Source organism: Vibrio satsumensis (assembly GCF_050337435.1).
Taxonomy (GTDB): domain Bacteria; phylum Pseudomonadota; class Gammaproteobacteria; order Enterobacterales; family Vibrionaceae; genus Vibrio; species Vibrio satsumensis.
In genome coordinates, this window is the sequence record NZ_JAKJSX010000010.1 from 155,906 (window position 1) to 178,543 (window position 22,638).

A 22,638-nucleotide genomic window follows, 5' to 3' on the forward strand; every position below is an offset into this window, starting at 1 on the left:
ACCATTACACTCATCTTGGCTTAAATAATAATAAAATCATTAATATAAAAATTTCGTTGGCAAGGAAAACAAAATGGACTCAATATCTAAGAGACCTAGAACTAGGCTTTCACCTTTAAAAAGAAAACTTCAATTGATGGAAATCGCTCTTGAGGTATTCTCTCGCCGCGGTATCGGTCGTGGTGGACACGCTGATATTGCAGACATCGCTCAGGTGTCTGTAGCAACCGTATTTAACTACTTCCCTACCCGTGAAGATCTGGTTGATGAAGTGCTAAATCACGTTGTACGCCAATTCTCTAACTTCCTTTCAGACAATATCGATCTGGATATTCACGCAAAACAAAACCTACATAATATTGCGACTGAAATGGTGACGTTAGTGGCTCAAGATAGCCATTGGTTAAACGTATGGTTCGAATGGAGCGCTTCAACTCGTGATGAAGTATGGCCACTGTTCGTAACAACTAACCGCACCAACCAAATGTTAGTACAAAACATGTTTAGCAAAGCAATTGAGCGCGGCGAAGTTTGTGACGATCACGACCCTAAACATCTAGCGAACCTATTCCACGGCATCTGCTACTCGCTGTTCATTCAAGCGAAACGTGTGGAAACGCCAGAAGAACTTTCAAGCTTAACCGATAGCTACCTAAACATGCTGTGCATCTATAAGTAGATTCGAGATAAATTGTTAAAGGGCTGGCCTAATGGGTCAGCCCTTTTTTTGTGGAGTGTAGTCGCTCTTCGCATCCCGAAGCGCAGCGTACTCGCATCTCGAAGTGAAATGTTTCTGCTCTTTTCTTTAGACATAAAAAAGCCGCTGACGAATCAGCGGCTTTTAAAAACATTAGCGAGTGGCTAAAAAAGAATTACTTCTTCTTTTTCACTGCTTTCTTGTTTGGAAGGTCAGTGATTGAACCTTCGAATACTTCCGCAGCTAGACCAACAGACTCGTGTAGAGTTGGGTGAGCGTGGATAGTAAGAGCGATATCTTCTGCGTCACAACCCATTTCGATTGCTAGGCCAATTTCACCAAGAAGTTCACCACCGTTAGTACCAACAACAGCACCACCGATTACGCGATGAGTCTCTTTATCGAAGATCATCTTAGTCATACCGTCTGCACAGTCAGAAGCAATTGCACGACCAGAAGCAGCCCAAGGGAAAGTAGCAACTTCGTAGTTTAGGCCTTCCGCTTTCGCTTCTTTCTCAGTCTTACCTACCCAAGCAACTTCTGGCTCAGTGTACGCAATTGATGGGATTACTTTAGGGTCGAAGTAGTGCTTCTTACCAGAGATAACTTCAGCAGCTACGTGACCTTCATGCACACCTTTGTGAGCAAGCATTGGTTGACCAACAACGTCACCGATCGCATGGATGTGAGGAACGTTTGTACGCATTTGCTTATCAACATTGATGAAGCCACGCTCATCAACTTCGATACCTGCTTTTTCAGCGTCGATAAGTGCACCGTTTGGAACACGACCGATAGCAACAAGAACAGCATCGTAACGCTCAGCTTCAGCTGGTGCTTTTTTGCCTTCCATTGAAACGTAGATACCGTCTTCTTTCGCTTCAACTGCTGTTACTTTAGTTTCAAGCATTAGCTTGAACTTGTTTTTAATACGCTTAGTGAAGACTTTAACGATGTCTTTATCCGCAGCAGGGATAACTTGGTCGAACATCTCAACTACGTCTACTTTAGAACCTAGAGAGTGGTAAACCGTACCCATTTCAAGACCGATGATACCACCGCCCATGATAAGCAGTTTCTCAGGAACTTCGTTTAGCTCAAGTGCATCCGTAGAATCCCAAATACGTGGGTCTTCATGTGGGATGAAAGGAAGCTTGATTGGGCGAGAACCCGCAGCAATGATTGCGTTGTCGAAGTTAACCGTTGTTGCTTCGCCTTCGCCTTCAACAAGAATGCTGTTAGGACCTGTGAACTTACCGAAACCGTTAACAACAGTCACGTTACGCATCTTAGCCATACCGCCAAGACCGCCAGTTAGTTGGTCTACTACTTTTTCTTTCCAGATACGGATCTTGCTGATGTCCGTTTGTGGCTCGCCGAATACAACGCCGTGCTCTGCCATCGCTTTAGCTTCTTCGATTACTTTAGAAACGTGAAGAAGTGCTTTTGATGGAATACAACCAACGTTTAGACATACACCACCAAGAGTGCTGTAACGTTCAACTAGTACTGTTTCTAGACCTAAATCCGCACAACGGAATGCCGCTGAGTAACCAGCAGGACCTGAACCAAGTACAACAACTTGGGCTTTAATTTCTTTGCTCATTGTGACCTCTTGTAGTCATTATCCCTAACAGGCTGAGTAGATGTTCTTAAATTATTGGGCTTTCAAACAGGAAACATTTTACAGAGATGTTAACAGTGTGAAAGTAGCTTTAAGTTAGCCTGTGAGCTAGACAACAATTCCCTTCCGCTTTATGAGAAATGCGGGAAACTGTTCTCTAAAAATAGTCTTTATATAAAGAATTAAGGTGACCCGAAAGCCACCTTAATAATTACTTTCTCAATTACAGTACTAGACGACGAATGTCAGATAGTGCGCTGTTTAGGAAAGTAATGAAGCGTGCACCTTCAGCACCATCGATCACACGGTGGTCGTATGATAGAGACAGTGGAAGCTGTAGACGTGGTTGGAACTCTTTACCGTTCCAAACTGGCTTAATTTCAGACTTAGATACACCTAGGATACCTACTTCTGGAGCATTTACGATTGGAGTAAATGCAGTACCGCCAATACCACCAAGGCTAGAGATTGTGAAACAACCGCCTTGCATGTCTGCCGCTGTTAGCTTACCAGAACGTGCTTTCTTAGAAACAGCCATTAGCTCTTCAGATAGCTCGTAAATGCCTTTCTTGTTCACGTCTTTGAATACAGGAACAACTAGACCGTTTGGTGTATCAACAGCGATACCCACGTTTACGTACTTCTTAAGAATGATGCTTTCGCCATCTTCAGAAAGAGAAGAGTTAAACGCTGGGAATGCTTCTAGCGCTTTAGCAACAGCTTTCATGATGAACACAAGTGGAGTGATCTTCATGCCAGTGTCTTTCTTCGCTTCGATTGCGTTCTGTTCTTTACGGAATGCTTCTAGCTCAGTGATGTCTGCGTTATCCCACTGTGTAACGTGAGGAATCATTACCCAGTTACGGTGTAGGTTAGCGCCAGAGATCTTCTTGATCTTAGAAAGCTTCTGAACTTCAGTTTCGCCGAACTTGCTGAAGTCAACTTTTGGCCATGGTAGTAGACCAAGAGCAGAACCGTCGCCGCCTTTGCCAGATGCTGCTGCACCAGACTCTAGACGCTTAAGTGCATCTTTAACGTAAGACTGAACGTCTTCTTTAAGGATACGGCTCTTACGACCAGTACCTTTAACCTTAGAAAGGTTAACGCCAAATTCACGAGCAAGACGACGAACAACTGGAGAAGCGTGCGCGTAGTCACCGTTCTCTTGGAAGTCGCCACCAGCTGGAGCCGCTGCAGGTGCTTCAGCTTTAGGAGCAGGTGCCGCCGCTGGAGCTGCTGCTTGTGCAGGTGCTGCAACAGGAGCTGCGCCTTCAACCGGAGTGCCGGCCACAACGAAAGTCATGATTAGAGAGCCAGTTGACACTTTGTCGCCAGCTGCAATCTTGATCTCTTTTACTGTACCAGCGAATGGTGCAGGAACTTCCATTGAAGCTTTGTCGCCTTCAACAGTAATTAGAGATTGCTCTTCTTCTACTGTATCGCCAACCGCTACCATGATTTCAGTAACTTCTACTTCGTCGCCACCGATATCAGGAACGTTTACTTCTTTCTCTGCAGATGCTGCTGGAGCCGCTGCAACTGGCGCTGCCGCCGCAGGAGCTGGAGCTGCTGCAGGTGCTGAACCAGCCACTTCGAATACCATTACTAGAGAACCAGTAGATACTGAGTCACCAGAAGCGATCTTGATTTCTTTTACTGTACCAGCGAATGGTGCAGGAACTTCCATTGAAGCCTTGTCACCTTCAACAGTAAGAAGAGATTGCTCTTCTTCTACTGCATCACCGATAGCAACCATGATTTCAGTTACTTCAACTTCATCACCGCCGATATCTGGTACGTGAACTTCTTTCAGTTCGTTCGCAACAGAAGGGGCTGCCGCTGCAGGAGCTGCAGCAACTGGTGCCGCCGCTTCAACTGCTGGCGCAGCCGGTGCTGCTGCAGCACCTTCCGCTTCGAAGATCATGATAAGAGAACCAGTAGAAACAGAATCGCCTTCTGCTACTTTGATTTCTTTAACGATACCCGCTTGAGACGCTGGAACTTCCATTGAAGCTTTGTCGCCTTCAACAGTAATCAGTGACTGCTCTTCTTCAACCTTGTCGCCAACGTTTACAAGAATCTCAGTTACTTCAACCTCGTCAGCACCGATGTCTGGTACATTAATTTCGATTGTCATTGTATTTACCTACCTTAATGCCAGTCTTATGCGTATTGCGGGTTAGTTTTTTCAGTGTCGATATCGAACTTAGCAATTGCTTCAACAACTACTGATTTCTCGATGTCACCACGTTTAGCCAGTTCAGTTAGAGCTGCAACTACGATGTAGCCAGCGTTAACTTCGAAGTGACGACGTAGGTTTGCACGGCTATCAGAGCGGCCGAAACCATCTGTACCAAGTACTTTGTAAGACTCAGTTGGCATGTACGCACGTACTTGCTCAGCGTAGTTCTTCATGTAGTCAGTCACTGCGATTGCAGGTTCTTTACCAAGAACAGTTGTGATGTACGGTACTTTCTCTTCAGCTTCTGGGTGAAGCATGTTGTCACGCTCTACCGCTTGGCCGTCACGAGTTAGTTCGTTGAACGACGTTACTGAGAATACGTCAGATGCTACGCCGTACTCTTCGCTTAGAATTTCAGCTGCTTTACGCGCTTCGTTCATGATAGTACCAGAGCTCATTAGTTGAACTTTGCCCTTAGCACCAGCGTGAGATTCAAGCTTGTAGATACCCTTACGGATGCCTTCTTCAGCGCCTTCTGGCATTGCTGGCATTGCGTAGTTCTCGTTCATTACTGTTAGGTAGTAGTAAACGTTCTCTTGCTCAGGACCGTACATGCGACGGATACCGTCTTGCATGATTACTGCTAGCTCGTAAGCGAACGTTGGGTCGTAAGAGATACAGTTAGGGATCGTGTTCGCTTGAATGTGCGAGTGACCATCTTCGTGCTGTAGACCTTCACCGTTCAGTGTTGTACGACCAGCTGTAGCACCTAGTAGGAAGCCACGAGCTTGTTGGTCACCTGCTAGCCATGCCATGTCACCAATACGTTGGAAACCGAACATTGAGTAGTAGATGTAGAACGGGATCATTGGTAGGTCGTTCGTGCTGTATGAAGTTGCAGCTGCAACCCATGAAGCCATAGAACCTAGCTCGTTGATACCTTCTTGAAGTACTTGACCAGACGTTGCTTCTTTGTAGTAAGAAACGATGCCTTTATCTTCAGGTGTGTATTCTTGACCGTGTGGGTTGTAGATACCAACCTGACGGAATAGACCTTCCATACCGAATGTACGAGCTTCATCACAGATGATAGGAACGATGTTCTTACCAATGTTTTTGTCTTTCAGTAGGATGTTTAGCGTACGTACATAAGCCATAGTTGTAGAGATATCACGCTTCTGTTCACCTAGTAGAGGTGCGAATGCGTCGAGCTCAGGAACTTTGAATTCTTGAGTGAACTTAGGCAGACGTGCTGGCGTGTAACCTTGTAGGGCTTTACGACGAGCATGTAAGTATTCGTACTCAGCAGAACCTTCTTCCAAAGTCAGGTAAGGAAGCTCAGATACTTTCTCATCAGAAAGTAGATCTTGTAGACCTAGACGGTCACGTAGGTATTGTACGTGAGTCATGTCCATCTTCTTAACACCGTGAGCGATGTTCTTACCTTCTGCAGCTTCACCCATGCCGTAACCTTTAACTGTTTTAGCTAGGATTACTGTTGGTTTGCCACCTGTCTCTTTTGCATTGTTAAATGCAGCGAACAGCTTAGAAGAATCGTGACCACCACGCTTCAGTTCGAAGATCTGGTCGTCAGTCATGTCTGCAACTAGTGCTGCTGTTTCTGGGTACTTACCAAAGAAGTGCTCACGTACGTATGCGCCATCTTTAGATTTGAATGTCTGGTAGTCACCATCGATAGTTTCGTTCATTAGTTGAAGAAGCTTACCAGTAGTGTCTTTAGCTAGTAGAGAATCCCAGTTGCTACCCCAGATAACTTTAACAACGTTCCAACCTGCACCTTTAAATAGGCCTTCAAGTTCTTGGATGATGCTACCGTTACCCATTACAGGGCCATCTAGACGCTGTAGGTTACAGTTGATTAGGAAACATAGGTTATCTAGCTTCTCACGCGCAGCGAAAGAGATAGCACCACGTGATTCTGGCTCATCCATCTCACCGTCGCCTAGGAACGCGTATACGCGTTGCGCGGAAGTATCTTTAAGACCACGGCCTTCTAGGTACTTAAGGAAACGAGCTTGGTAGATCGCAGAGATCGGACCTAGACCCATAGATACTGTAGGGAACTGCCAGAACTCAGGCATCAGTTTAGGGTGCGGGTAAGAAGGGATACCTTTACCATCAACTTCTTGACGGAAGTTATCTAGCTGCTCTTCAGTTAGACGACCTTCAACGAATGCACGAGAGTAGATACCTGGAGAGATGTGACCTTGGTAGTAAACTAGATCGCCACCGTCAGTCTCGTTTGGAGCACGGAAGAAGTGGTTGAAACATACTTCGTAGAACGCTGCTGCTGACTGGTAAGAAGCCATGTGACCACCAAGGTCTAGGTCTTTCTTAGAAGCGCGCAATACGATCATGATTGCGTTCCAGCGAATAATCGAACGAATACGACGCTCAAGAGTTACGTCACCAGGGTAAGCTGGCTCTTGTGCTGCTGGAATTGTGTTGATGTAGTTTGTGTTGATGCCTGTAGCCATATCAACACCATCTAAACGCGCTTTATCTAGAACTTGTTCTAGTAAAAACTGTGCACGTTCTACACCTTCTTCACGTACTACTGACTCAAGAGCTTCTAACCAATCTTGAGTTTCCAGAGCATCAACGTCATGCTTCATGTCAGACATGGCGATCTATCCTTTTTGTTAGTTGGATTCTACTAAACACGTAAAAAGCCGAAGTATTACGGCTATTTACCCTGTTGAATTCGACGTAAAGAACGTTCGCGGCGCGATTCTTCTTTGGTCAAATCCAGCAATGTTTCTTCGATATAAGCTAAATGAGAGTGTGACATTTCACGCGCCTGTTCTGGCTGTCCTGAAACGATCGCATCTACAATGTTAGCTCGATGTATACTCACTTTCTCCACAACGTCTTTACGACGATGCAACAGCTTTAAATTCTCTAAGACGTTTTGTTCGAGTAACGGAGCCAAACTACGAACAATGTGTAATAACACCACATTGTGCGCGGCCTCTGTTAAAGCAATAAGAAAAGCCATCACCGCTGCTGATTCGGCTTCAATATCACCTTTATCTTGCGCGCCATGAATCTTTTCTTGGCATGCTTGAATACGAGCAAAGTCTTCATCAGTGCCACGCAATGCCGCGAAGTAAGCCGAAATCCCTTCCATCGCGTGACGCGATTCCAACAAGTCTAGTTGGGTTTCAGAATGGGAGGACAACAAATTAAGCAAAGGATCTGAAAAGCTTTTCCAGATATTTTCGCTAACAAACGTCCCCCCACCTTGACGGCGAGTAAGCAAGCGTTTTGCTTCTAAACGTTGTATCGCTTCTCGGATTGAAGGACGAGACACATCGAACTGTTTCGCCAGTTCGCGCTCAGGCGGCAGCTGCTGCCCAGGAGCCAGTGTTCCTTCCACTATCAACCTTTCTAACTCTTGTTCGATAACATCGGAGAGTTTTGGCTGACGAATCCTTTGATAAGCCATAGTTTGTTGTTCTTCTTTTTCTTCGCTGACAATTGGTAATACCAATTTTAAGTTGGGCAGAAATTAACATAATTAAAACGCTACTGTCCAGTGTAAAATTGACCTGCATCATAGAATGCAGGGTGAATTAACCGTGACTTAACAAATGAAATTTAAAACGGCAACCAAATTGGTCTTACCATTTACAGGACTAATACTTTTGGGGAGGTTTCGTGCTAGAAAATTTCAGGATAAAAATGAATTGTTTCAGAAAGATTAGTGTCACTTGTTTAAAAATCAAACCAAACGCACATTTAGGATGGAAATCCTGTTCATAACCTTTAACAAATGGGCGTTTGATAAGCTCGTCACACTCTTGGTTTATTGCTGCTCTTCCCTCCACCACTTTCTTTACATAGCAACAACAAAAATTCACAAGTGGTTATGCTAAACGTTGATTAAGCAAGGCTCTGTAATTGGCAGAGCCATGAAGAATATGAGGAATTAGAAGCGCGATTTGCCTTTAAATTTTGTCCAGTCGAAGACCAAACCTGGGTCTGTTTTGCGTAAAGGTGCTATGTATTGATGGCCAGTGATACGTTCATTAGTGATCTGAGGAAAGCTTGATACCAGTTTTTCCGTTAGCTCAGTCAAGGCTTGATACTGCTGCTCTGTATAGGCGACAAAGTCACTGCCTTCCAGTTCAATACCAATCGAGTAATCATTACACCGCTCTCTACCTGCAAAGCTCGACTGACCAGCATGCCAAGCACGGTCAAGAAACGAAACAAACTGAACAACCTCACCATCACGACGAATTAAGCAGTGTGCTGATACGCCCATTTGGTGAATCACCTTAAAAAATGGGTGTGCTGACGGGTCTAGCTTACCTGTAAAAAACTGTTCGATGTAAGGCCCACCAAATTGACCCGGAGGCAAACTAATATTGTGAACCACCAGCAGAGAGATATCATCGACACTTGGTCTTGTATCAAAATATGGGGAAGGAACATGCCGAGCGTTGTCGTACCATCCATTGGAGCAGATCGTCATCTTGGTCTCACTTTCTTTTTTGCCAGCACATAGATTGTGACCTTGCCCATAGAGCAGTCGCGCTAGCCTCTTTAATTTGAAGTTAAGCAAGAGTATCATTCCATTCCCACTCCCTTTCAAGATTAGATTTGCGATGAAAAACACACATAACAGCCACCAACGCCTTGACTACTTAAAACAGCAACTGCCTCTAGAGATCACTCGTGCAGTCGCTGAGACCATCAAAGAAGATCTAGGTGGAACGTTAGATCCAGCGGCTGATATTACGGCAAGTCTAATCCCTGCAGACGCAGTCAACAGTGCCACCATCATTACCCGTGAGCACGGCGTGTTCTGTGGTAAAGCTTGGGCTGATGAAGTGTTTAAGCAACTGGGCGGTGAAGTGACTATCGAGTGGAACGTCGAAGATGGCGACAAGGTTGAACCAAACCAAACGCTTTGCACACTAACAGGCCCAGCACGCGCGTTATTAACGGGTGAGCGTAACGCAATGAACTTCATTCAAACACTGTCTGGTTGTGCGACGGCAACAGCTATCTACGCAGACAAAATCAAACACACAGAGTGCCGTCTGTTAGATACTCGTAAAACTATCCCTGGTCTACGTAGTGCACTAAAATACGCTGTAGCGTGTGGCGGTGGCTTCAACCACCGTATCGGTGTTTTCGACGCTTACCTAATCAAAGAAAACCACATCATCGCTTGTGGTGGCATTGAGAAAGCTATCTCTACAGCAAAAGAGCTAAACCCTGGTAAACCTGTGGAAGTAGAAACGGAAAGCCTAGCAGAACTAGAGCAAGCGATCAGCGCTGGCGCAGACATCATCATGCTAGACAACTTCACCACAGATATGATGCGTGAAGCAGTTAAAATCAACGCTGGACGTGCAGCACTAGAAAACTCTGGTAACGTGACGCTAGATACCATCGCTGAGTTCGCTGAAACGGGTGTTGATTACATCTCTGTAGGCGCGTTAACTAAACACCTTAAAGCCATGGATCTATCAATGAGATTCAAAGCGTAATTTACTGAATAGTAAATAGTTTCCCTAAGGGCACTGTTGATAGCAGTGCCTCTTTTATTGCCTTAATTATCAGTATTTCAAGCAGTTATTTAAGTTGATCGCATAAATTTGCGTGCTATATGAAACACTGCACTAATAAATACTAAACCACTCGCGACCGCACCTGAACGCCATTCCACTTCCACATCTCGACTTCTATTCTTTCCATCAACCAGTGCCTGCACTGAAACAAACTAAAGAATGGAATGAGAAGAATGAATAACCAGAACAAAAGAACAAATCAGAAAGGTTTCACGCTGATTGAATTGATGATTGTAGTGGCTGTAATAGGTGTCCTTTCTGCGATTGCAATTCCTCAATATCAAAAGTATGTAGCTAAGGCTGAGGTTGCTTCCGCTCTTGCTACTGCAACAGGAATAAAAACAAATGTTGAAGCTTATTCTGTCGAAAATGGAAGCTTCCCAGATGGTTCTACTAGTGGGCAAACCGAAGATGATCTCGGAGTCCCATCATCAATCCCATCAGGAACGATAGCATTTGCTAAAGGAAGTTCAGCTGGTGTAGGGACAATTACATTTACTTTTGCTAGTGCAGGCGTTAGCACTCTTTTAGTAAATAAGAAATTTGCGCTGTCCAGAGCACAAGATGGAGCTTGGGAGTGTAAAGGAACAACAGCGACTCCTGTAACTGACGATTTATTACCGAAAAACTGTAAATAGTGCTAACCAATCTCCCAACCGTTCTTCGTCAGGCTGGCTTACTTAGCCTGACTCAAGAACAAGCCGTGGCGGAACACGTACAAGCTTCCGGTGTTTCGACACCTGAAGCTCTGCTCGTTCTTGAGCTCTTCACAGGTGATTCCTTAGCAAACAACATAAAAACCATTTTCGGTTTGCCGTTAGTACAGCTTGCCAATGTTGATTATGAAGTCCTGTGCGACCAATTAGGGCTTCGCGAGCTAATCACCAAGTATCGTGCTATCCCGATTTCAGTCTCTAGCTCGACTCTCACACTCGCCTCTGCTGACCCGACCGATTTACAAGCGGAAGATGACTTTCGATTTGCGACAGGATTACAGATCGAATCGGTTGTCGCCAACCACTCCGAATTAGAAGGGGCAATAAGAAAACTGTATGGCCGATCTATTTCCGGGCAAGATTCTAAACGCAAAGAGATCACTCAAGATGAACTCGCCAATCTTGTTGATGTCTCTGACGACGAGATAGCGTCGATTGAAGATCTCAGTCAAGATGACTCCCCTGTCAGTCGCTTTATTAATCAAATACTGGTTGATGCGGTACGCAAAGGTGCATCAGATATCCACTTTGAGCCCTATGAAGAACACTACCGAGTGCGCCTGCGTTGTGATGGCATCCTTGTTGAAATACAGCAACCCGCTTCCCATTTAAGTCGCCGTTTATCTGCTCGTCTTAAAATACTCGCCAAGCTTGATATTGCCGAACGTCGCCTACCTCAAGATGGACGTATAAAACTGCGCCTGAATGACGACCTAGCAATTGATATGCGTGTATCTACACTACCAACTTTATGGGGAGAAAAAATAGTACTGCGACTGCTTGATAGCAGCGCTGCCAACCTCGATATCGACAAGCTCGGTTATAGCGAAGACCAAAAAGCACTCTATCTCAATGCGCTAAAACGCCCACAAGGGATGATCTTAATGACAGGGCCCACTGGCAGCGGAAAAACCGTCTCCCTTTATACTGGCCTTAGAGTGCTAAACACTACGGAACGCAACATCTCAACAGCTGAAGACCCGGTGGAAATTAACCTATGTGGTATCAATCAGGTACAAGTGACACCTAAGATCGACTTTGGATTTGCTGAGGCGCTGCGATCATTTTTACGACAAGATCCCGATGTGGTAATGGTTGGAGAGATCCGCGACTTAGAAACCGCAGAGATAGCGATCAAAGCATCGCAAACTGGTCACTTAGTGCTTTCGACACTGCACACTAACTCTGCAGCGGAAACCGTGACTCGACTCGCTCATATGGGGATAGAACCCTTTAACCTAGCTTCATCACTGAGTTTGATTATCGCTCAACGACTAGCAAGACGATTGTGCAACCATTGCAAAGAAGTTGACGACTCACCGGACATATTTCTGCGTCACTCGATTCCTAACAGCCGAACCATCTACAAAGCTAATCCCCAAGGGTGTAATGAATGTAATCAGGGATACTCAGGCCGAGTGGGTATCTATGAAGTGATGCCTTTTACCGACAAGCTCAAGACCAGCCTTATCAGTCAACCCAATGCGCTAGCGATTGAAGATCTCGCGCGTCGAGAAGGCATGAGAACTCTGCAAGAGTCAGGGCTAGATAAATTGCTTGAAGGCACCACCAGCTATCAAGAACTGCAACGTGTTCTGTACCTATAACCGAATGGAGCACCAATGAGTAGCAAGTCCAAACAATCACAATTAAAAAGCTATCACTGGAAAGGCATTAATAGCTCAGGCAAGAAAGTGTCTGGGCAGACCTTAGCGCTCACCGAATTGGAAGTACGAGAAAAGCTCAAAGAGCAGCACATTCAGATTAAGAAAATCAAAAAGAAAAGCATCTCAGCCGTCACTCGTTTAACCCATAGAGTCAAAGCCAAGGACATCACTATTTTAACTCGGCAGCTCGCTACCATGCTGGCTACTGGCGTGCCTATCGTGCAAGCCATCAAGTTGGTCTCAGACAATCACCGCAAAGCAGAAATGAAATCGATTTTATCGCACATATGCAAAGGTGTAGAAGCCGGCACGCCAATCTCAAAAGCGATGCGAACTGCAAGTCGTCACTTTGATGACCTCTATACTGATTTGGTCGCGACAGGCGAACTCTCCGGCAACCTCGCACAAGTGTTCGAACGCTTAGCGACCTATCGAGAAAAAAGCGAGCAGTTAAAGTCTAAAGTCGTCAAAGCACTGATTTATCCTGCCATGGTGGTCACGGTAGCACTGACCGTTTCTTATTTAATGCTGACCATGGTGATTCCGGAATTTGAGTCGATGTTTTCAGGCTTTGGCGCCGACCTACCTTGGTTCACTCAACAAGTACTCTACCTTTCCCATTGGATGCAGGCTTACAGTTTTTATACGGCTGCAGGCATCGGACTTGTTGTCCTGATTATTTACCAACTGTGTCAGCGTTCCCACTCGATCAGACTGTCTGTCAGTCGGCTAGGACTACGTTTTCCTGTTCTCGGTGGCATATTAGCCAAAGCCTCTATTGCCAAATTTAGCCGAACCTTATCAACAAGCTTTAGCTCTGGTATTCCGATTTTAATGAGCCTCAAAACCACAGCCAAAACCGCAGGCAACCTGCATTATGAATCAGCCATCATTGAAGTTCACCGAGAAACAGCTGCTGGCATGCCGATGTATATCGCAATGCGTAATACCAACGCCTTCCCCGAAATGGTGTTGCAGATGGTGATGATTGGTGAAGAGTCTGGCAATCTTGATGATATGCTCAACAAAGTCGCCTCGATTTACGAGTTTGAAGTAGACAACACTGTCGACAATTTAGGCAAGATTCTAGAGCCACTGATCATCGTGTTTTTAGGCACCGTGGTTGGTGGGCTTGTGGTTGCGATGTACTTACCGATCTTTAATCTTATGAGTGTGTTAGGATAGTTAAAGCAACTAAACACCCATGAGCAGCAATCTCTGCTCACTTTGATTAAGTGGTAAAGGACACTATGGAAGTATTTCACTACTATCCTTGGCTATTCCCCGTATTAGCTTTCATTTTTAGCCTTCTTATCGGCAGCTTCCTCAACGTAGTCATACACCGTTTACCGATTATGATGGAACGCGAATGGCAACAAGAGTGCTCGGAATATTTCTCTCAATATAAAATTCCAGCACCAGAGGGAAAGTTTAATCTCAGCATTCCTCGTTCAACCTGCCCGAAATGCAAAACCCAATTAAGAATCGTCGACAATATTCCAGTGTTAAGCTGGTTGTTCTTAAAAGGTAAGTGTCACAGCTGTGCCAATCCAATCAGCGCTCGCTACCCTTTGGTCGAACTGCTTACCGCAATACTTTGTACAATGGTTGCTAGCCACTTTGGTTTCAGTTACTACGCTATTGCTTTGATTTTTTTCACGTTTGCATTGATTACCGCAACCTTTATCGATCTCGATACTATGCTGTTGCCTGATCAAATTACCTTACCTTTAGTTTGGTCCGGTATCGCGTTAGCTCTGTTTAATATCAGCCCAGTATCGCTTCAAGATTCCGTGGTTGGTGTAATGGCAGGTTACCTAGCACTTTGGTCGGTTTATTGGCTGTTCAAGCTGTTAACAGGCAAAGAAGGCATGGGTTACGGTGATTTCAAGTTATTAGCTGCGCTTGGCGCTTGGCTTGGTTGGCAACACCTCCCAATGATCATTCTTCTATCCTCACTTGTCGGCTTAGTTTTCGGATTGATTCAACTTCGCTTGAAACAACAAGGCATAGATAAAGCCTTTCCATTTGGACCTTACCTTGCGATTGCGGGTTGGGTGAGTTTGATGTGGGGCAACGACATCATGGGCTGGTATTTCACTTCTGTACTAGGAATTTAACCATGGCAATCATTATCGGATTAAGTGGTGGTATCGCCAGTGGCAAAACCACCGTCGCTAACCTGTTCAATGAACACTTTAATATTGATATTGTTGATGCTGATATCGTGGCACGTGAAGTAGTCGCTTTGGGCAGTGACGGCTTAAAACAGATTACAGACCACTTTGGTGAGTCTATCTTGCTTGACGATGGAACACTCAACCGCAGCAGGCTGCGTGAGCTGATCTTCTCTGATCCTAAAGAGAAGCAGTGGCTCAATGGTCTTCTTCATCCCATGATCCGTGACAAAATTGACAGTGACCTGTCTAAAATCACATCCCCGTATGGTTTATTAGTCGCACCGCTATTGGTTGAAAACCAAATGCAAGGCATGACCGATCGCGTATTAATCGTTGATGTGCCAGCAGAAGTGCAAATAGAACGAACGATGAGTCGTGATAATGTTTCTAGGGAACAAGTTGCATCAATTTTAAAATCACAGGCTTCAAGAGAACAACGCTTAGCAGTTGCAGATGACGTGATTAAAAACCATACTAAAAACCAAGAACTTTTGCCTCAAATCACAGATTTACATCAAAAGTATCTGGCAATCAGTGCTGTAGATGGGTCAGAATAGAACAATGTTGAATGAAGGTTTGCTCGATGATCACCCATAAATTTGAACATCCTCTAAATGAGAAAACACGCATCTACTTAAGAGTCGAATCACTCTTGAGGCAGCTACACTTGTCTTCTACATTTTCCGATGCTCAACAGTATCAACTCTTTTTCCGTTCCATCTTTGATCTGATTGAAATCTTCGAACAGATCCAACTCAAGAGCGAACTCGCAAAAGATATTGAGAAACAACGTGTAACCTACAAAAGCTGGTTAGATGTTGAAGGTGTCGATCAAGAGATGCTGACATCATTGCTTACTGACATTGGTAACATCTATCGTGATCTGATGCAGGCAGAGCGTTTCGGGCAATCACTTAAGGAAGACCGCTTTCTAAGTGCGATTCGCCAACGCTTTAATCTTCCAGGTGGCTCATGCTGCTTTGATTTACCCGCACTGCATTATTGGCTGCACCTTCCGCTCGATAAGAGAATGAGAGATGCTAAAGCTTGGATGGATAGCCTACAGCCTCTGTATGAAGCGCTAACACTATGGTTGAAGCTCACCAGGGAAACAGGGCACTTTAAAGAGCAAATCGCTCGTGCTGGCTTCTTTCAGAGCGATGCCGATGAAGCGAATATCCTTCGTCTTTCGATTCCAATGCAATACGGTGCCTACCCGATGATCTCAGGTCACAAAAACCGCTTTGCTGTTAAGTTCATGAGCTTTGAGACGGGGCAAGCTTGTACTCAAGATATCGAGTTTGAATTGGCGATCTGCACCTAATTAGTTTCCTTTTATAGTTTGGCTTGAGTCCTCACTCGAGCCTAAACTCACTATTATTATCCCTCAAATTAAGAATCACTATGTCGAAGAAAATCACCATCGTTAAATGCCCTCAATGTAATACTGACGTTGAATGGGGTGAACAAAGCCCACACCGCCCGTTTTGCAGCAAGCAATGTCAGATGATTGATTTCGGTGAATGGGCAGACGAAGAAAACAGCATCGCTGGCGCACCAGACATGTCTGATAGCGATGGTTGGTCGGAAGATCAGTACTAAGATTCGAGATTCGAGATTCGAGATTCGAGATTCGAGATTCGAGATTCGAGATTCGAGATTCGAGATTCGGAAAAATGATTAAAGGGTTGGCGTTTGCGTCAATCCTTTTTTATTGCCGATAGTTTGGTGTTTGCCAAAAGAGATTCCCTACTCCTTCGTCAGTCTAGGAAATGACGGTTGCATTTAAGCCTACTTTCCAGTCGTCATCCCCAAGAGTGAGGAACGAAAGAGTTGGGGATCTCTTACTTTCAAAGCTCTAACTAGCAGGCACAAAAAAGCGGAGCCAAATGGCTCCGCTTTTATCGATAGAATGCAAAAAGAATTACTTCTTAGTAAGCTTCTCTTTAATACGAGCTGACTTACCAGAACGCTCACGTAGGTAGTACAACTTGGCACGACGTACTGCACCACGGCGTTTAACTTCGATGCTATCAACCATTGGAGAGTGAGTTTGGAACGCACGCTCTACGCCTTCACCGTTCGAGATCTTACGAACTGTGAATGCAGAGTGTAGACCACGGTTACGAATAGCGATTACAACGCCTTCGAAAGCCTGTAGACGCTCACGGTCACCTTCTTTTACCTTAACCTGAACTACAACAGTGTCACCTGGTGCGAATTTAGGAAGGTCTGATTTTAGTTGCTCTTCTTCAAGAGCCTTGATGATGTTGCTCATTTGTATAAATTCCTAGAATAAACTGATACTAAATTTAATAGGTTACTGCTTGCTTTTCGTTAAGAGCGTTGCTCTTTAATGAATTCAGCCAGTAATTGTTCCTGTTCGTCAGTCAGAGCTAGGTTTTCCAGGAGTTCTGGTCTTCTTAGCCAAGTTCGGCCCAACGATTGTTTTAATCGCCAGCGACGAATGTCCTTATGGTTTCCAGACTTGAGTACCGATGGCACATCTTTATCGTCTAGCACCTCAGGGCGCGTATAATGGGGACAATCTAGCAAACCATTTGCAAAAGAATCTTCTTCTGCTGAAGCGAAATCTCCAAGTACACCCGGAACAAACCGAGATACTGAATCAATCAGCGTCATGGCTGGCAGTTCGCCACCCGTCATCACAAAATCTCCAATCGACCATTCTTCGTCAACTTCAGATTGAATGATGCGCTCATCTACCCCTTCGTAGCGACCACAAATAAGAAGTAAATTCTCGTTTGTTGCCAGCTCTTCAACACCTTTCTGGTCGAGTTTACGACCTTGAGGTGAAAGATAGATCACTTTCGTCTTTCCCGGTGCTGCTTGCTTGGCTGTTTTGATAGCGTCGCGCAAAGGCTGAACCATCATTAACATGCCAGGACCACCACCGTAAGGTCTGTCATCAACAGTGCGATGTTTATCATGAGTGAAATCACGAGGATTCCATGTCTCAATAGATAAAAGACCTTTTTTAACCGCTTGACCTGTTACTCCAAAATCAGTAACAGAACGGAACATTTCAGGAAAAAGGCTAATAATGCCAACCCACATGTGTTCTCTCGCTCTGTAATTTGGAGTTAGAATCCAGGATCCCAGTCAACTTCGATCCGGCGAGCTTCGCGATCAACTTTCTTGATCACTTGCTCTTCAAGGTACGGTACTAACCGTTCCTTTTGGCCAAAAGCATCTTTAAGATTTGCTTTGATTACTAGAACATCGTTCGAGCCAGTTTCTAATAGGTCAGTGACCTCACCAAGGTCGTAACCTTTAGTGGTAAAAACTTGCATACCGAACAATTCGCGCCAGTAGAATTCATCTTCTGACAATTCAGGTAACGAAGCAGGGTCAATAGCAATTTCAAAGTTAGTCATCAGTTGCGCGTCTTCACGAACATCTAATCCCGCTAGCTTACATACATAACCTTGGCCATGACGTTTCCAGCTCTCAACTTTGTACTCAACCCACTTGCCCTTTAGGTTTAAATACCAAGGGCTGTAATCAAATATGCTTTCAGCATTGTCTGTGTAGGAGAACACTTTAAGCCAGCCACGAATACCATAGGTAGACCCAAGTTTACCCATGACAATTCTATTGTTTTGCTCGCTCATAGTTTCTTTATCCTTCATCGACATAAGCTATTTCTCTTTAAAAAAGAATTAAGCCGCTTTTTGAGCGTCTTTAACTAGCTTAGCTACACGATCAGATAGAGATGCGCCTTGACCAACCCAGTGGTTAACACGATCTAGGTCTAGACGTAGACCTTCTTCTTGACCTTGAGCAGTAGGGTTAAAGAAACCTACTTTCTCGATGAAACGGCCAGTTGCAGCGTTACGGCTATCCGCAACTACGATTTGATAAAATGGGCGCTTCTTTGCACCGTGACGTGCCAAACGAATGGTTACCATGTCGTCCTCTTTGCTTTCTTAATAAAATAATTAACCCCAAGTATAAGTAAATAGCTTGGGGTCTCGTGCCAAATTAAAGCCCCGGAATTTTACTCTTATTCCGGTGCAATGCAAGGGCTTTAGCTATTTTTTCACCAACATAGCTGCCGTACACTTTCTGTGACACGGCTAACACTATGAAAAGTAACGTAGCTAAAGCTTACATTTGTAGATTATCGACCAAACGGGTTAAAGCCACCACCCATTCCGCCCATACCTCCACCACCGCCCATCATGCCTTGCATGTTGCGCATCATGCCTTTCATGCCACCTTTCTGCATCTTCTTCATCATCTTCTGCATTTGGGTGAACTGCTTAAGCATACGGTTTACATCTTGTACCTGTGTACCAGAACCAGCGGCAATACGCTTTTTGCGTGAACCTTTGATTAGATCAGGGCGTTGACGCTCTTTCATAGTCATAGAGTTGATGATCGCTTCCATCTGCTTGAACATCTTGTCATCAACTTTATCTTTAACGTTATCTGGTAGCTGAGACATGCCTGGAAGCTTATCCATCATGCCCATCATGCCGCCCATGTTTTGCATCTGACCTAGCTGTTCACGGAAGTCTTCAAGGTCAAAGCCTTTCTTCTCTTTGAACTTCTTAGCCAGTTTCTCAGCTTTCTCGGTATCAACGTTCTTCTGTAGGTCTTCAATAAGAGACAGTACGTCGCCCATACCTAAGATACGAGAAGCAACACGATCTGGGTGGAACGGTTCTAGTGCGTCAGTCTTTTCACCAACACCTAAGAATTTAATCGGTTTGCCTGTTATATGACGAACAGACAGAGCAGCACCACCACGCGCATCACCATCAACTTTCGTCAAGATAACACCGGTTAGTGGTAGCGCATCACCAAAAGCTTTTGCCGTGTTCGCAGCATCTTGACCTGTCATTGCATCAACAACGAACAGTGTCTCTACTGGATTAATTGCAGTATGAAGCTCTTTGATCTCGCCCATCATCTCTTCATCGATAGCCAAACGACCGGCAGTATCGACAAGTAGCACGTCGTAGAATTTCTTCTTCGCGTGATCGATTGCAGCGTTTGCAATATCAAGAGGCTTTTGATCAGCTGAAGATGGGAAGAAGTCTACGCCAACATCGCTTGCTAACGTTTCAAGCTGTTTGATCGCCGCTGGACGGTAAACGTCGGCAGACACAACCAAGACTTTCTTCTTGTCACGCTCAGTTAGAAGCTTAGATAGCTTACCTACCGATGTAGTTTTACCCGCACCTTGTAGACCCGCCATTAAGATAACTGCTGGCGGCTGCGCTGCTAGGTTAAGAGCCTCGTTAGACTCACCCATCACCGCTTCAAGTTCAGCTTGAACGATCTTAATAAATTCTTGACCAGGCGTTAGAGATTTAGAAACCTCAACACCTACAGCGCCTTCTTTTACGCGCTTAACAAAATCGCGGACAACTGGCAGTGCAACGTCGGCTTCAAGTAGCGCCATACGTACTTCACGCAGCGTCTCTTTAATATTGTCTTCGGTCAGACGACCTTTACCGCTGATGTTCTTCAGCGTTTTGGATAGACGATCCGTTAAATTATCAAACATAGTTTTCTCTTCGCTCAAAACTGCGACTATTACTGTGAGTATACATTAGCGCGGATTAGAGTCATACCCGTTGTAGAGCCTTAATCATCCGTGCTTGTGATGTAAGACATTATTCACTTGGAATTGAATGAGGTTCGCCATAGCCCCAAAGAGCGATGCGAGGTATAATTCATCAATTAGTAATCATTTAAATGGATACCATGGACAGTCTTATTGCGATCGCAGCAGCCTTTCTTTATACAATGGCGATTTCCACGATCATTCCAGGTCTCGTGCACCAAACAGGAATCCGTGTAAAAACGGTGTTTATCAGCGCATTACTTGCTCTAGCTTTCCATGCTTGGTTGCTTGGCGATTTGATTTTTAATGCTAGTGGCCAAAACCTCAGTATCTTGAACGTTGCTTCATTAATCAGCTTAATCATATCTGTGGTTATGAGCGGCGCTATGCTCAAAACTCGTTTGTGGTTTATCTTGCCCGTCGTTTATAGCTTCGCTGCACTAAACTTGATGGCTGCTACTTTTCTTCCAAGCACCTTCATCAAGCATCTAGAGAATGACCCTAAACTGCTCGTTCATATCTCTTTGGCTCTATTCTCATACGCGACACTAACTATCGGTGCACTGTACGCTCTGCAGCTCGCGTGGCTAGATCACAAACTTAAAAAGAAAAAAGCGTTGGTGATCAACCCTAACCTACCTCCTTTAATGATGGTAGAAAGACAGCTTTTCAAGATCATTCTGATTGGTAATGGCTTATTAACGGGTACTTTGTTGACAGGTCTCATTTTCGTACAAGATATGTTTGCTCAAGGTAAAGCACACAAGGCTGTGTTGTCTTTTATCGCTTGGGTTATCTACTCCATCCTTCTATGGGGTCATTATCAGAAAGGTTGGCGTGGACAGAAAGTCACTTGGTTCGCCCTAGCCGGCGCCAGCATGCTCACATTAGCCTACTTCGGTAGCCGCTTCGTTCAGGAAATCATCCTGAACTAGTCTGTAAAATAAAGGCAAGGTCTCACATACCTTGCCTTTAAAATATTGAGTGCAATACATTCAATTGACATCTCGACCATGTTCGGTCATAAATTAATCAAGATACACAAATAGGAAAAGAATAGTTTTGGACGACATATCAACGGGTATCTTATTTGCGCTACTCGCGTGTCTCATTGTAATTTCCGGTTATTTCTCTGGTTCCGAAACGGGCATGATGTCCCTGAACCGCTACCGTTTAAAGCACTTGGCCAATACGGGTCATAAAGGTGCCAAACGCGTAGAAAAACTTCTGAACCGCCCAGACAGATTGATTGGCCTCATTCTCATCGGCAACAATCTCGTCAACATTCTTGCATCTGCGATCGCTACTATTCTTGGTATGCGCATCTACGGGGATATCGGTGTAGCTATCGCTACCGGTACCCTGACTCTAGTGATCCTCGTATTCGCCGAGGTAACACCAAAAACCATCGCTTCTCTATTTCCTGAACGTGTCTCTTACGCGAGTAGCATCCTTTTGATGATACTGATGAAGGTGCTGTCACCATTGGTAATCTTGGTCAACTTCATTACCAACGGCTTCATTCGTATCTTAGGTGTTAAAGCCAGTCACGATGCGACCGACCACTTGAGCTCAGAAGAGCTTAGAACCGTGGTAAATGAAGCAGGTAGCTTAATCCCTCAGCGTCACCAAGATATGTTGGTGTCTATTCTGGATTTGGAACATGTCACCGTGAACGACATCATGGTGCCGCGTAATGAGATTACTGGTATCGACATCAATGACGACTGGAAATCTATCGTTCGTCAACTGACTCACTCGCCCCATGGCCGCGTGGTGCTGTATCGTGACCAAATAGATGAAGTAGTTGGTATGCTTAGGCTACGTGAAGCTTACCGATTGATGCTTGAAAAGAACGAATTCAATAAAGAGACCTTGTTGCGTGCAGCGGATGAGATCTACTTCATTCCTGAAGCAACACCACTCAATATTCAACTGCTTAAGTTTCAGCGCAATAAACAGCGTATCGGTTTGATTGTTGATGAGTATGGCGATATCAATGGTTTGGTTACCCTTGAAGATATTCTAGAAGAGATCGTAGGTGAGTTTACCACCTCAATTGCGCCAAGCTTATCTGAAGAAATTACTCCGCAAAGCGATGGCAGCTTCTTGATTGAAGGCAGCGCCAATATCCGAGACATCAACAAAGGCTTACAGTGGGCACTGCCTACCGATGGCCCAAGAACGCTGAATGGTTTGATACTAGAACATCTTGAAGATATTCCAGAGAGTCACCTCAGTGTTCAGGTTGCCAGTCATCCAATGGAAATTGTTGAGCTCGAAGAGAACCGAATCAAACTGGTACGTGTGTTCCCGCAGATCGTAAATGGATAAAATTGGCTTATTAGAATAGCTAAGTAATCACAA

The 22,638-nt window shown here is 44.8% G+C and carries 21 protein-coding genes; 11 read left to right on the top strand and 10 right to left on the bottom strand.

Annotated elements, in window-relative coordinates:
* Positions 1–73 precede the first annotated feature (73 nt).
* Positions 74–679, top strand: a complete 606-nt coding sequence (locus tag L4C44_RS14300) for a LuxR/HapR/OpaR family quorum-sensing transcriptional regulator (RefSeq protein ID WP_019824386.1) — start codon at positions 74–76, stop codon at positions 677–679.
* Between the two features lie 193 nt (positions 680–872).
* Here L4C44_RS14300 and lpdA read toward each other — a convergent pair whose 3' ends face one another.
* The 5 genes from lpdA to ampD form a co-directional block, all read right to left on the bottom strand.
* Entirely contained in the window at positions 873–2,303 is a 1,431-nt protein-coding gene (lpdA, locus tag L4C44_RS14305; RefSeq protein WP_285954239.1) for a dihydrolipoyl dehydrogenase, read from the bottom strand.
* A gap of 241 nt (positions 2,304–2,544) precedes the next feature.
* Positions 2,545–4,458 carry a pyruvate dehydrogenase complex dihydrolipoyllysine-residue acetyltransferase gene (aceF, locus tag L4C44_RS14310; protein ID WP_327783524.1) on the bottom strand — a complete coding sequence of 638 codons (1,914 nt, stop codon included), beginning with the start codon at positions 4,456–4,458 and terminating at the stop codon, positions 2,545–2,547.
* Positions 4,459–4,484: 26 nt separating this feature from the next.
* Entirely contained in the window at positions 4,485–7,148 is a 2,664-nt protein-coding gene (aceE, locus tag L4C44_RS14315) for a pyruvate dehydrogenase (acetyl-transferring), homodimeric type (RefSeq protein WP_086711966.1), read from the bottom strand.
* A gap of 62 nt (positions 7,149–7,210) precedes the next feature.
* A complete protein-coding gene (gene pdhR / locus L4C44_RS14320; RefSeq protein ID WP_016768209.1) occupies positions 7,211–7,972 on the bottom strand; it encodes a pyruvate dehydrogenase complex transcriptional repressor PdhR in 762 nt (253 codons plus the stop codon).
* A gap of 483 nt (positions 7,973–8,455) precedes the next feature.
* Positions 8,456–9,004: a 1,6-anhydro-N-acetylmuramyl-L-alanine amidase AmpD gene (gene ampD / locus L4C44_RS14325; protein ID WP_489686896.1), complete on the bottom strand. Its 549-nt coding sequence runs from the start codon at positions 9,002–9,004 to the stop codon at positions 8,456–8,458.
* 133 nt (positions 9,005–9,137) lie between these two features.
* On the opposite strand from ampD, the gene nadC reads away from it, so the two are divergent.
* From nadC to yacG, 8 genes are all read left to right on the top strand, one after another.
* Positions 9,138–10,028 (top strand): carboxylating nicotinate-nucleotide diphosphorylase, encoded by an 891-nt coding sequence (nadC, locus tag L4C44_RS14330; protein WP_285954237.1) that lies wholly within the window; start codon positions 9,138–9,140, stop codon positions 10,026–10,028.
* A gap of 254 nt (positions 10,029–10,282) precedes the next feature.
* Entirely contained in the window at positions 10,283–10,747 is a 465-nt protein-coding gene (locus tag L4C44_RS14335) for a pilin (RefSeq protein WP_428805285.1), read from the top strand.
* Positions 10,747–12,432: a type IV-A pilus assembly ATPase PilB gene (gene pilB, locus L4C44_RS14340; protein ID WP_428805286.1), complete on the top strand. Its 1,686-nt coding sequence runs from the start codon at positions 10,747–10,749 to the stop codon at positions 12,430–12,432. The genes L4C44_RS14335 and pilB overlap by 1 nt, the downstream gene beginning before the upstream one ends.
* A 15-nt stretch (positions 12,433–12,447) precedes the next feature.
* Positions 12,448–13,677 (top strand): type II secretion system F family protein, encoded by a 1,230-nt coding sequence (locus L4C44_RS14345; RefSeq protein WP_428805287.1) that lies wholly within the window; start codon positions 12,448–12,450, stop codon positions 13,675–13,677.
* Between the two features lie 65 nt (positions 13,678–13,742).
* Positions 13,743–14,612, top strand: a complete 870-nt coding sequence (locus tag L4C44_RS14350; RefSeq protein WP_428805288.1) for a prepilin peptidase — start codon at positions 13,743–13,745, stop codon at positions 14,610–14,612.
* 2 nt (positions 14,613–14,614) lie between these two features.
* On the top strand, positions 14,615–15,229 hold the full coding sequence (gene coaE / locus L4C44_RS14355; protein ID WP_428805289.1) for a dephospho-CoA kinase: 615 nt from the start codon (positions 14,615–14,617) through the stop codon (positions 15,227–15,229).
* Positions 15,230–15,255: 26 nt separating this feature from the next.
* Positions 15,256–15,996 (top strand): cell division protein ZapD, encoded by a 741-nt coding sequence (gene zapD, locus L4C44_RS14360; RefSeq protein WP_086711973.1) that lies wholly within the window; start codon positions 15,256–15,258, stop codon positions 15,994–15,996.
* 80 nt (positions 15,997–16,076) lie between these two features.
* Complete coding sequence (yacG, locus tag L4C44_RS14365; protein WP_019823814.1) at positions 16,077–16,274, top strand: DNA gyrase inhibitor YacG; 198 nt, start codon at positions 16,077–16,079, stop codon at positions 16,272–16,274.
* Positions 16,275–16,596: 322 nt separating this feature from the next.
* On the opposite strand, the gene rplS is transcribed toward yacG, so the two are convergent.
* The 5 genes from rplS to ffh form a co-directional block, all read right to left on the bottom strand.
* On the bottom strand, positions 16,597–16,950 hold the full coding sequence (gene rplS / locus L4C44_RS14370) for a 50S ribosomal protein L19 (RefSeq protein WP_004735514.1): 354 nt from the start codon (positions 16,948–16,950) through the stop codon (positions 16,597–16,599).
* A gap of 59 nt (positions 16,951–17,009) precedes the next feature.
* The gene (trmD, locus tag L4C44_RS14375) at positions 17,010–17,750 is read right to left on the bottom strand and encodes a tRNA (guanosine(37)-N1)-methyltransferase TrmD (RefSeq protein ID WP_019826347.1); all 741 of its coding nucleotides are present in this window, start codon (positions 17,748–17,750) and stop codon (positions 17,010–17,012) included.
* A gap of 26 nt (positions 17,751–17,776) precedes the next feature.
* Positions 17,777–18,331: a ribosome maturation factor RimM gene (gene rimM, locus L4C44_RS14380; RefSeq protein ID WP_428805290.1), complete on the bottom strand. Its 555-nt coding sequence runs from the start codon at positions 18,329–18,331 to the stop codon at positions 17,777–17,779.
* A 24-nt stretch (positions 18,332–18,355) separates the two neighbouring features.
* Positions 18,356–18,604, bottom strand: coding sequence for a 30S ribosomal protein S16 (gene rpsP, locus L4C44_RS14385; RefSeq protein ID WP_004410028.1), 249 nt, complete (start codon positions 18,602–18,604; stop codon positions 18,356–18,358).
* A 212-nt stretch (positions 18,605–18,816) separates the two neighbouring features.
* On the bottom strand, positions 18,817–20,211 hold the full coding sequence (gene ffh / locus L4C44_RS14390; protein ID WP_146490618.1) for a signal recognition particle protein: 1,395 nt from the start codon (positions 20,209–20,211) through the stop codon (positions 18,817–18,819).
* Between the two features lie 200 nt (positions 20,212–20,411).
* On the opposite strand from ffh, the gene L4C44_RS14395 reads away from it, so the two are divergent.
* Both L4C44_RS14395 and L4C44_RS14400 read left to right on the top strand, forming a co-directional pair.
* Positions 20,412–21,206, top strand: coding sequence for a cytochrome C assembly family protein (locus L4C44_RS14395; RefSeq protein WP_019825854.1), 795 nt, complete (start codon positions 20,412–20,414; stop codon positions 21,204–21,206).
* Between the two features lie 127 nt (positions 21,207–21,333).
* The gene (locus tag L4C44_RS14400; RefSeq protein ID WP_019825852.1) at positions 21,334–22,605 is read left to right on the top strand and encodes an HlyC/CorC family transporter; all 1,272 of its coding nucleotides are present in this window, start codon (positions 21,334–21,336) and stop codon (positions 22,603–22,605) included.
* The last annotated feature ends 33 nt before the right edge of the window (positions 22,606–22,638 follow it).